This is a genomic window from Terriglobia bacterium, from assembly GCA_020073185.1.
GTDB lineage: Bacteria > Acidobacteriota > Terriglobia > Terriglobales > Acidobacteriaceae > JAIQGF01.
Window position 1 is genome coordinate 1 of sequence record JAIQFT010000084.1, and the last position, 10,538, is coordinate 10,538.

Genomic DNA, 10,538 nt, shown 5'->3' on the forward strand with positions numbered 1-10,538 from the left:
AAGCTGTTCTTCCGCCTTGTCCAGCAGGCCGCTGCCGTGGAGCCAACAACTTACAAGGCGATAGTCCGGTCGGCTCAGGCGGGCCGGAGCTGAAACCACAACCCATTGGGGTTACCTGAGCTAAATAGATACCCCTCTAAGGTTAATAGGGATGAAGGGTTAGGGTTTTCGACCTAGCAATAAAGATCTTAAGATTTTCGGCCTAGCTATCGGCGAGATTCCGGGATACCCTTCGACTGCCGCTACTTCGTCTGACCCCAAAAGCGGACCGAGTGCGAACGCGTAAAGCATTGTAAACAATTGAGTTACTTGGAGGACTGGCATCGAGCCGCACGGTCGGCTGCTCCGCCGTTGTCAAGTTGATTATCCTTCATGAGCTGGCCGATGGCTCTCATTTCCCGTCTTGCATTGGAAACCTAAAGCCATGGCCGCACCATCGTACCTAGTCTAGTTTCCCATGGGGCCGCTGCGCGGGTGCACAAAGTCTTTTAAGGTCCAAAGTTTATTACGAGGACTTATGCGAATGGTAGCGCGGCTGATTGGCTGCCTGGTTTTATGTGTGTTGTTGGTGTCGGTGTTTTCGTCGTACTACCAGGCAGAGCGGGAACGGTTCGTTCTCCGCCGGGAATTGAACCAGCGCTCGGAAGCGCTGGCGGACAGCCTGCAGCCGCGGGTGGAAGCGTTACTGCGTCGCGGCGACACAGCCGAGCTGCAGGGGGTGGCGCAACGCTTCGGCAACAAGGAACACCTTGCCGGAATCGCGGTATATGGAGCAGGCGAGACCCCGATCGCGATTTCAAAGACGCTGACCAGATGGGTCTCGACGCGCCCGGAGACGCTGGTGCAGGCGATGCGGGACGACAAGGCCATGGACGCGTTTCTGCGCGTGCAGGGAGAGCCGTTGCACTTCCGAGCCATTCCGCTGCACGGCGAGGACGGAGTCACGGGCGGGCTGCTGGTGGTGCACGACGCCGGATTCATCGTCGCGGCGCGGCGGCAGGCGTGGCGGGACATGGGCACGCGAGTGCTGGCCCAGGTCGTGCTCATCATCCTGACCACGGTGTTGATGTTCCAACACAGCATCATGCGGCCGATTGCGCGCACGGCGGCGTGGATGCGCGATCTGCGCAATGGCCGCAGTCCGGGCGCATCGGGCCTGGCCGGATCGGATGATCTGCTCAAGCCACTCGCCAACGAGGCGCACAGCTTCGCCCGCATGTTGTCGGAGGCGCGCGCGTCGGCGGAGCAGGAAGCGCGGCTGCGGGAGGCGGCGCAATCGTCGTGGACGGCGGAGCGGCTGACGGTGGCGCTGCGGACGAAATTGAACGGAAGCCGGCTGTTCGTGGTGTCCAACCGCGAACCTTACATGCACACGCGGAAAGGAAACACGGTGCAGACGGTGGTGCCGGCCAGCGGACTGGTGACGGCGCTGGAGCCGATCCTGCGGGCGTGCGACGGTACCTGGATCGCGTACGGCAGCGGCGACGCCGACCGGGAAGTCGTGGACGCGCGGCAGTGCGTGCGCGTCCCGCCGGAGGATCCGCGCTACACGCTGCGGCGCGTGTGGCTGACCAAGCAGCAGGAAGAAAGCTATTACTACGGATTTTGCAACGAGGGATTGTGGCCCCTGTGCCACATCGCGCATACGCGGCCGACGTTTCGGGCGGGCGACTGGAAGGAATACCAGCAGGTGAACGAAACCTTCGCCGACGCGCTGTGCGACGAAATGCAGAGCGTGGAGCAGCCGATCGTGCTGGTGCAGGATTTTCACTTCGCGCTGTTGCCCCGCATGATCAAGGAGCGGCGGCCCGACGCCAGGGTGGGCTTGTTCTGGCACATCCCGTGGCCGAACCCGGAGGCGTTCGGGATATGTCCGTGGCAGGCGGAACTGCTCGACGGGCTGCTGGGCGCGGACCTGATCGGCTTCCACATCCAGGCGCATTGCGACAACTTCCTGGAGACGGTGGACCGGGTTCTGGAGTCGCGCATCGAGTGGGACCACGGAAATGTGAACCGCGGCAAGCACGTGACCATGGTGCGGCCGTTTCCGATCAGCATCGTGTTTCCCGCGGCGCCGCAGGTTTTCCAGAACGCCCACGAGCACCAGGCCGAGTTGCTGCGCGAGCTGGGAGTGGAAGCGCTCTACATGGGCCTGGGCGTGGACCGGGTGGATTACACCAAGGGCATCGTGGAGCGGTTGCTGGGAGTGGAGCGGTTCCTGGAGAAATACGAGCAGCACCAGGGAAGATTCACCCTGGTGCAGATTGGCGCGCCCAGCCGCACCAATATTCCGCGCTATCGCGAGTTGATGGCCGAAGTGGAAGCGACGGCGGAGCGGATCAACCAAAGGTTCCGCTCGGGCAAGTGGCAGCCCATTGTGTTCCGCAACCATCACCACAGCCACGCCGAGGTGGACCGCTACTACCGGGCGGCGGACGTGTGCCTGGTGACCTCGCTGCATGACGGCATGAACCTGGTCGCGAAAGAATATATCGCGTCACGATATGATGGGGACGGGGTCCTGATCCTGAGCCCGTTTACCGGGGCGGCGCGCGAGCTGCCCGATGCGCTGATCGTCAATCCGTACGACACCGAGCGGCTGGCCGACACCCTCTTCGAGGTGCTGGAGATGAAGGAGGCGGAACGGCGGGCGCGCATGCAACGGATGCGGCAGACGGTGGAGCAGAACAACGTCTATCGCTGGGCGGGCAACCTGATCGGCGATTTGTGCGAGGTGCGGGTGCAGGCGGCGGCAGCCGGCCGCAAGGAGGCTGCCACGGCGCTATCCCAGGGTGCGGCGTAGCGCGCAGCGGGCGAGGTCGTTGTCGAGAAGTTCCTCGATGAGCTCAACCACCCCGGCTCCATGAGCGGAGTTGGTCACCAGGTCGGCGTTGCGCTTGATTTGCGGCAGGGCATTGGCGACCGCGGCCGCACATCCGCAGGCAGCGAGAAAAGCGGCGTCGTTTTCGGCGTCGCCGATGCCGACCACGCTGGCGGCGTCGAGATGAAGCTCGGACAACGCGGCCTTGAGGCCGGTGGTTTTGTCCACACGCGCCGGGAGCGCCATCAGCGAGCCCTTGTTCAGGGCGATGTGAAGCTCGAGGGCGAGGTCCAAGTCGTGGATGACGGAAGCGACGGCGGTGTGGTGGTCCTCATGCATGGCGATGATGGCGCGGCCGGCAGAGAAGGGAACGCCGCGGGCGCGCAGGGCGGCGATGAGTCTCGCATCGGGCGGATCGCAAAGCGGGACCTCCTCCCCGGATTCGGGCCGGAAGAGCAGCGCGCCGTTTTCCGCAATCACGCGGTCGAAAATCCGATACTCGGGAAAAGCTTTTTGCAGATCGGGCAGCTGGCGGCCGGTAACGAGCAGGAGCTTGCGGCCGGAAGCGCGCAGACGATGGAGCGCCGGAAGCACGCGCTTTTCGACGCTGCCTTGAGTGGCGAGCGTCCCGTCGTAGTCGGTGGCGAAGGCAAGAAAGCGCATCGGGGTATTGGATGCGGGGAGCCTCGGTTTTGAATTTGGAGAATGAGCGATGGTAACAGCCCGCGCGACGTGGACGGATGGCGAGCGGTTTATCGGCGTGGCCGGCAGCGGGCACGCGATGGTGGTGGACGCGGCCAAGGACAAGACCGCGCCGAGCCCGATGGAGCTGGTGCTGATCGGGTTGTGCGGCTGCACGGCGTCGGACGTGGCCGGCATTCTGCGCAAGAAACGCGAGCCGTTTACCAGCCTGGAAGTGAGCGCGGAGGCGGAGCGCGCGCCGGAGCCGCCGGCGGTGTACACGGCCATCAAGCTGAGGTATCGCGTGGGCGGGAAGGTGTCGCGCAAGGCGGTGGAGGACGCGGTGCGATTGTCGAAGGAGAAATACTGCTCGGTGTCGCGGATGCTGGCGAAGACGGCCAAGATCACGGCGGAGATCGAGCTGGTGTGATTTCCCGACTTGTGCATCCACAGGGAAAATATTTGCAGCCTCGAGCCGGGCAGCGGCGTCTTAGCGTGCATGGCAAAAGAGGTCGTCATCTTTACGCAACCCGGTTGACCGCCGTGCCGCACCGCGAAGGCCTACCTCTCGGCGAGAGGTATCGAGTTTGAAGATCGCGACGTGTCAGCGGACGAGCAGGCCGTGAACGATTTGGTCTACAAGTACCAGAGCCGCTCGACGCCGACGCTGGTGATCGGCGAAGAGGTGATGATCGGCTTCGACCCGGACAGGCTGGATGAGCTGATGGGTGAGTAGGCTTCAGGCGCCAGGCCTCAGGCAAAACGGATTTGGATGAGGGAAAAAGGGCACGGTGAAAGCCGCGCCCTTTTTTGGTGGGCGAGGGCGCCCGCGCCACACGCGCCGGGGCCCACAGCGACCAGAAGCGATCGGATAAACTGCCGTCACCACGCATGGCCACGGAGCTTAAAGCCGAGATCCCAGGCCCGTTTCCGCCGCGCTCGCATCCGGTGCGGGGGTACGTGTTCATTGCGGCGGCGGCGCTGTGTTGGGGGATTTCGGCGTCGCTGGGACGGGCGGCGTTTACCGGGCGATTGGTGAGCGGGCAGGCGCTGCCGCCGATCGGGCCGCTGATCCTGGCGCAGACGCGCGCCACGCTGGCGCTGCTGGTGCTGGCGCCGGTGCTGCTGGCGCGGCGCGGAACGGCGGGACTGAAAATGTCGCGCGCGGATCTGGTGCGCGCGCTGCTGGTTGGCGTGCTCGGGGTCGCGGCCTCGAATTATTTTTACTACCTCGCCATCCAGAAGACGAACGTGGCGACGGCGATCATCCTGCAATACACGGCGCCGATGTGGGTGCTGCTGTATCTGGTGGCTCGCGGGGTGCAGAGGCCGACCGCGCCACGCGTATTGTCGGTGGGACTGGCGGTGTTGGGCAGCGCGCTGGCCATCGGCGCGGTGGGCGCGGGCGCGTTTCGAATCAGTCCAGTCGGTGTGGCCGCGGGAATGGCGGCGGCGCTTTCGTTTGCCTACTACAACGTGTTCATCCCGCCGCTGCTGACGCGGCACGATCGCTGGAAGGTGCTGCTGTACATTCTGGCGGGCGCGGTGATGTGCTGGCTGGTGATCAACCCGCCGTGGCGAATCGAGCGCTATTCCGGCGCGCAATGGGGGTTCCTGGCGCTGTTTTCGGTGACCTCGGTGTTGCTGCCGTTTTCCTTCTACATCGCGGGGTTGCAGTACCTGGATGCGACGCGCGCCATCGTGACCAGTTGCCTGGAGCCGGTGTTCTCCATCTTGCTCGCGGCCATCACGTTGGGCGAACTGGTGCGGCCCATCCAGGTGGTGGGCATCGTGGTGGTGCTGGCGGCGACGGTGCTGGTGCAACTCTCGGGGAAAGAGGCCGCCGTGGAACCGATGGAGTGAAGAATTTGGTAATTGGGCAAATGGGTAATTCGGTAATTTTCCCGAGAGCGAGGTTGACCGTTAAGCTTTGAAATTGCCAATTTACGAAATTACCAGATTACGAAAACCCCAGATTACGAAATCCCCAATCAGTCGACAGCGTGCAGTTCCTTTCCGCGCGTTTCCGGCAGCAGCAGGACGGCCAAGATCATCAGCAAGTAAGCACTGAGGGAAAAGGCGGCGATGGCGGCGCCAAGGGAGATGCGTGCGCTGAGATAGCCGACCAGGGCGGGGAAGAGTGCGCCGACGCCGCGGCCGAAATTGTAGGAAAACCCCTGGCCGGAACCGCGCACGCGGCTGGGAAAGAGCTCGGTGAGAAATGCGCCCATGGGGCCGAACGAGCCCGAGGCGAAGAAGCCCAGCGGAAAGCCCAGCACCAGCATGACGCGATTTCCGATCGGCAGATAGGTGTACGCGGCGACGGTTACGAACGAGCATACGGCAAAGATAATCATCGTGCGGCGTCGCCCGAGGCGGTCGGTGAGCCAGGCGCTGATCATGTAGCCGAGGAAGGAGCCGGCGATCACCACCAGCAGGTAGGCGCCGGTGTTGAGCACGGAGAGTCCGCGCGTGGTTTTCAGATAAGTGGGAAGCCAGGTGGTGACGGCATAGTAGCCGCCCTGGGCGCCGGTGGCCATGAGCGAGGTCAGCATAGTGATGCGCAGAAGAGACGGAGAGAATATTCCCAGGAAGCGGCTGCGATCGCCGGAGGCGGCGAGTTGCGCGCGGGTACGGCGGAAGACCTCGGGTTCAGGGACGTAGCGCCGGATGTAGAAGACCAGCAGCGCGGGCAGAACGCCGATCCAGAACAGGGCGCGCCATGCGATGGTGGCCGGCAGCGCCGAGAACAGCACGGTATAGAGGATGGCGGCGACTCCCCAGCCAATCGCCCATCCACCCTGCACGGTACCGACTGCCTTGCCGCGATGCTGAGCGCGAATGGTTTCGCCCATCAGCACCGACCCGACCGCCCACTCGCCGCCGAAGCCCAGTCCTTGCAGGCCGCGCGTGATCAGCAGTTGCCAAAAGGAATTGGTGAAGCCGCTGAGAAAGGTAAATAGGGCGAACCAGGCGATGGTGATTTGCAGCACGCGCGCGCGTCCGTAGCGGTCGGCCAGGAGTCCGGCGAGCCAGCCTCCGATGGCGGAGATGATGAGTGTGACGGCGGCGAGGATTCCAGCCTGGCCTTTGCTGATGTGCCACAGCGCGATCAGGCTGGGGATGGCGAAGCTGTAAACCATGACGTCCATGCCGTCGAGCGCCCATCCGCCAAATGTGGCGACGAGCGTAGAGCGCTCGTGAGGAGCGAGATCGAGGAACCAGGGCTTGGCGTCCGTCATTGGCCGGCGATTATTGCAGAGAACTGCGATAACCGTATTGCAGATATTCGCGGCAATCGGTTTAATGGAGCACAAGTTCGTCGTCGTTGAAGGATGGTAGCCATGAAAACGAAGTTCACTCGCGCCGCATGGTTCGTCCTGCTGGCTGGCCTGGCCGCGCTATTTGCAACAGCTCAGGCGCAAACAGCAGACGCCACGAGTGATAAGCGCGCTGAAGAAGAGGTCCGGCGGCTGAACCGGGAAGAGGTCGAAGCATTCCTTCACAAGGACGCAAAAGCGATGGCGAGCCTGTGGTCTGACGATCTCGTCGTTACTAATCCGCTCAACAAGTTCGTCACCAAGCAGCAGGTGCTGGGAATGATGCAGTCCGGCATGCTGGTGATCACGAATTACGACCGGCACATCGAGTACCTGCGTGTGTATGGCGGCACCGTGATCGTGGCCGGCAGCGAAGACGTGACGTGGGGCGGAAGAATGCCGAATGCCGGCAAACTCGAACATCTGCGCTTCACGGGAATATGGATGAGGCAGCAGGGGCGGTTCCAGGAGGTCGCGCGTCACGCCAACATCGTGCCGCAACCATGAGCGCGGAGAATACGGCTACTCGTAGCGCAGGGCTTCGATGGGGTCGAGGTTGGCGGCGCGGATGGCGGGGAACATGCCGCTGGCGAGGCCGACGAGGGCAAGGATCCCGGTGGCGATGGCGAGCACGCGCGGCCGGATGAGCAGGGTGATATCGCCGGCTTCGGCATGGGAGGCGAGGGCGCTGTAGAGAGTGATGCGGCCGGTGCCGAGCGACACGGCGTAGGACATGATGATGCCGCAAATGCCGCCGACGGCGGTGATGACCAGAGCTTCGGCGAGGAACTGGAACAGGATGTCGCGTTTGCGGGCGCCCAGGGCTTTCTCGACGCCGATCTCGCGCGTGCGCTGCGTCACCGAGACGAGCATGATATTCATCAGGCCGACGCCGCCGATGCCGAGGGTAAGCGTGCCGATGAAGCCCATCAGGATCTTGATGCCGAGGGTAATGATTTCAAATTGCGCGAGTTGCTTCTGCGCGTCGAAGACGAAGATAGCGCGGTGGTCTTCGGGGTTGAAGCTGTGTGCCACGCCCATGGTCTCGCGGATGGTCTTGGTGACCTTGTCGTGGTCGAGGGACTCGTAGTCGAGCCAGATGCCGCCAATGTAATAAGTATCCTTGATCAGGCCCATGGTGTTGTAGGGGATGTAGACGGTGCGGTTGATGTCGTCATCGCCTTCCTGCATGCGCGCGTTGAGCACGCCCACCACTTCAAAGGTGACTCCGCCCAGGCGCACCTTCTGCCCGACCGCGGGCGCTCCCGAGAACAGCTTCTGCTTGGCTTCCCAGGCGAGGACCGCGACCCGGGCGTGAGAAAAGTTGTCCTCGTCGGTGAGCAGGCGGCCGGACTCGGCGCTCAGGTTCCAGATGTTCTGCGCCGGCGGATCAATGCCCTCCACGTCAAAATTGAAGGCGCGCTCCTCGCGCTGCACGGGAACCGTCTTGCCGTTGGAGCGGGCCATGTGGCGCACCAGGGGAACGACATTGCGCAGCCGCTCCAGGTCATCGTCGGTGAAGCGGATCTGCACGCCGGCCTTGTTGCCGCCCGCCTGCATGGAGGTGCGCCCCGGAAACACGCCGACAGCCTTGGCCCCAAAATTGTTGAAGATGGCATAAATGGCGCGCCCGAAGCCGTCGCCATAGGCGAGCAGCAGGACCACCGTGGCGATGCCCCAAGCCATGCCGAGCATGGTGAGCAGCGTGCGCCGCCGGTTGTGGCGCATGGCACTGTAGGCCATCCTCATGGTGTCGGCGGTCATTTATTCCTTCCTCAGGGCTTCCACGGGTTGCAGCATGGCGGCCTTGCGCGCCGGGTAGAGCCCGGCGATGATGCCCGCCAACGCCAGGCTGCCGATGGCAATGGCGGCGGAGGAAGGCACGATCTTGGGCGTATCCCATCCGGGCGGCGAAGGCAGCGTGCCCAGCGCTGCGCACAAACTCGCGGCGGCAGCCATGCCGATGCCGCCGCTGAGCAAGGTCAGAAACGCGCCTTCGGCAAAAAACTGGAACATGACGCTGCGGTTGGTGGCTCCCAAGGCCTTGCGCAGTCCGATTTCCGGAGTGCGCTCGGCGACGGCGACGAGCATGATGTTGATGACCCCGATGGCGCCCAGGCAGAGCGTCACTAGGCCGACGGTGCCGAGAAACATGTCCATGGCGTCAAAGATCTTGCCCACCATGTCGTAGGTCTGGATGGAGTCCCACTCGTCGAAAGCGTCGTTGTTGGTCCAGTCGAACTGGTGGTTGCGGCCGATGACCCTGTGCACCTGCTGGCGCGCCTGCTCGTGCAGCGCGTGCACCCGCGGCTGGTAATTGATAAAGGAGATGGCGTCCGGATTATCGCCGGCGTCCTTGCGGGGGAAGAACATGCGCATGGTCTCGAAGGGAATCATGATGCGCAGGTTCATGGTGTTGTTATCGCCGTGTCCGATGCGTTCGACGGTGCCGATCACCTCGAAGCGGACGCCGTTGAGCAGGATCGTGCTGCCCACGGCGGGCTGCCCCTGGAACAGAATTCGGCGCGCTTCATCGCCCAGCACAACCACCGAGTGCCGTTCGGCGTTGTCGCCGTCGTTCAGCCAGCGGCCGGTCTTAATGGGGATATAGCGAATCTGGTTGTAGTTCGGTGTCACGCCCATGAGCTGGCCGGAGGAACTGTTGAACGCGCTCACCGCGCGGATGTCGCCGCGGAAAATTCCGGGCGCGGCTGCGCGACACTCGTTGCATTCGCGAACGATGTCCTGCCAGTCGCGAACCGTGAGGTAGTACTGGCGCATGCCGTTGAAGTTGCCTTCCACGGCGGGCGCGCGGCCTCCCCAGATAAAAAGAACGTCTTCACCGAGGGTGGAGAGCTGCTTTTTCTGCCCGGTGCGGAAGCCTTCGCCTAGGCCCACCAGCAGCAGCAGGGAGCCCACGCCCCAGGCGATGCCGAACATGGTGAGAAACGAGCGCATCTTGTGCGCCCACAGGGTGCGCAGCATCTGGACGAAGATGTCGAGCAAGAGGCGCATTGGCGTTAGACGGGGCGGACTCAGGCTGGTTATCGCCCTGATCAGACATACGCCAGAGTAAGCGGAAATGTTCCGGGGAACTAGCGGAGAAGAGGGAATTTACAACGTTTTACAAGGGAGTGTGCCTACCGCCCGGAAGGGCAGTACCGCGTTCCTGGTGATATGGTTTCGAGCGTGGCTTGTGTGAAGTGCTGTGGCTGTTGAAAAACTCGCGTTCGAGAAATCGGCAGACATTTGATCGCCCCAGGATGCCGTATAGACGATTTTCTCCGAGTGGCAGCACGTCGCAATATCTTGTGGTCACCTGAGTCAAGTAAATACCCCATTGGCGCGATTTCCAGCAAAAGCGACTTTTTCAACGCCCACTGCTGTTATCAACTACGAAATCCAGCCGCATCCGGCCCACTTCACCTCCATGGGCTGCCATTTGCCCGGCGCTCCCGCGCGGTGCCGGGCTTCGGCTTGGGTCAACGCTCTGGGACTGCTACCTCTACCTCCAAACGAGAATCTTCACTTAGCCCGAGAAAAGTGAAGTGCCCAGGTCCGTAGCATGCAAAGCCAACACCTAGCAGCCCGTGGTGCAAGTCTGGATTCGTGAGCGGAAAGTACTGAAGTATCCACAGGCATAGTTCGTAGAATGTCGCGCATGTCGATGGGGACGCGCAAGCAGCGGGAGAAGCAAGAGGACATCTGGATTGCGC

9 protein-coding genes are annotated in these 10,538 nt (G+C 62.8%); 5 read left to right on the top strand and 4 right to left on the bottom strand.

The annotated features are described in order from the left end of the window. Window positions 1–523 precede the first annotated feature (523 nt). A complete protein-coding gene (locus tag LAN64_19390; GenBank protein MBZ5569995.1) occupies window positions 524–2,803 on the top strand; it encodes a trehalose-6-phosphate synthase in 2,280 nt (759 codons plus the stop codon). Here LAN64_19390 and LAN64_19395 read toward each other — a convergent pair. Then, entirely contained in the window at window positions 2,783–3,484 is a 702-nt protein-coding gene (locus LAN64_19395; GenBank protein ID MBZ5569996.1) for an HAD-IIB family hydrolase, read from the bottom strand. The two genes, LAN64_19390 and LAN64_19395, sit on opposite strands and share 21 nt — an antisense overlap. A 49-nt stretch (window positions 3,485–3,533) precedes the next feature. Between LAN64_19395 and LAN64_19400 the strand changes: the two genes are divergently transcribed. The 3 genes from LAN64_19400 (at window position 3,534) to LAN64_19410 (ending at window position 5,365) form a co-directional block, all read left to right on the top strand. Beyond that, window positions 3,534–3,932: an OsmC family protein gene (locus LAN64_19400; GenBank protein ID MBZ5569997.1), complete on the top strand. Its 399-nt coding sequence runs from the start codon at window positions 3,534–3,536 to the stop codon at window positions 3,930–3,932. Between the two features lie 150 nt (window positions 3,933–4,082). Further along, window positions 4,083–4,238 (top strand): glutaredoxin family protein, encoded by a 156-nt coding sequence (locus tag LAN64_19405; protein MBZ5569998.1) that lies wholly within the window; start codon window positions 4,083–4,085, stop codon window positions 4,236–4,238. 155 nt (window positions 4,239–4,393) lie between these two features. Next, complete coding sequence (locus LAN64_19410) at window positions 4,394–5,365, top strand: EamA family transporter (GenBank protein ID MBZ5569999.1); 972 nt, start codon at window positions 4,394–4,396, stop codon at window positions 5,363–5,365. Between the two features lie 128 nt (window positions 5,366–5,493). On the opposite strand, the gene LAN64_19415 is transcribed toward LAN64_19410, so the two are convergent. Continuing rightward, window positions 5,494–6,744 carry an MFS transporter gene (locus LAN64_19415; protein MBZ5570000.1) on the bottom strand — a complete coding sequence of 417 codons (1,251 nt, stop codon included), beginning with the start codon at window positions 6,742–6,744 and terminating at the stop codon, window positions 5,494–5,496. 102 nt (window positions 6,745–6,846) lie between these two features. Here LAN64_19415 and LAN64_19420 point away from each other — a divergent pair, with 102 nt between their 5' ends. Then, window positions 6,847–7,329, top strand: a complete 483-nt coding sequence (locus LAN64_19420; GenBank protein ID MBZ5570001.1) for a nuclear transport factor 2 family protein — start codon at window positions 6,847–6,849, stop codon at window positions 7,327–7,329. Between the two features lie 15 nt (window positions 7,330–7,344). Here the strand turns inward: LAN64_19420 and LAN64_19425 are convergent, their stop codons facing one another. Beyond that, window positions 7,345–8,586: an ABC transporter permease gene (locus LAN64_19425; protein MBZ5570002.1), complete on the bottom strand. Its 1,242-nt coding sequence runs from the start codon at window positions 8,584–8,586 to the stop codon at window positions 7,345–7,347. After that, window positions 8,587–9,837 (bottom strand): ABC transporter permease, encoded by a 1,251-nt coding sequence (locus LAN64_19430; protein ID MBZ5570003.1) that lies wholly within the window; start codon window positions 9,835–9,837, stop codon window positions 8,587–8,589. Between the last annotated feature and the right edge of the window lie 701 nt (window positions 9,838–10,538).

Bases quoted from the DNA above. Each gene is read 5' to 3' on its own strand.
- LAN64_19390 (MBZ5569995.1), top strand. From the start codon at position 524: ATGGTAGCGCGGCTGATTGGCTGCCTGGTTTTATGTGTGTTGTTGGTG.
- LAN64_19395 (MBZ5569996.1), bottom strand. From the start codon at position 3,484: ATGCGCTTTCTTGCCTTCGCCACCGACTACGACGGGACGCTCGCCACT.
- LAN64_19400 (MBZ5569997.1), top strand. From the start codon at position 3,534: ATGGTAACAGCCCGCGCGACGTGGACGGATGGCGAGCGGTTTATCGGC.
- LAN64_19410 (MBZ5569999.1), top strand. From the start codon at position 4,394: ATGGCCACGGAGCTTAAAGCCGAGATCCCAGGCCCGTTTCCGCCGCGC.
- LAN64_19415 (MBZ5570000.1), bottom strand. From the start codon at position 6,744: ATGACGGACGCCAAGCCCTGGTTCCTCGATCTCGCTCCTCACGAGCGC.
- LAN64_19420 (MBZ5570001.1), top strand. From the start codon at position 6,847: ATGAAAACGAAGTTCACTCGCGCCGCATGGTTCGTCCTGCTGGCTGGC.
- LAN64_19425 (MBZ5570002.1), bottom strand. From the start codon at position 8,586: ATGACCGCCGACACCATGAGGATGGCCTACAGTGCCATGCGCCACAAC.
- LAN64_19430 (MBZ5570003.1), bottom strand. From the start codon at position 9,837: ATGCGCCTCTTGCTCGACATCTTCGTCCAGATGCTGCGCACCCTGTGG.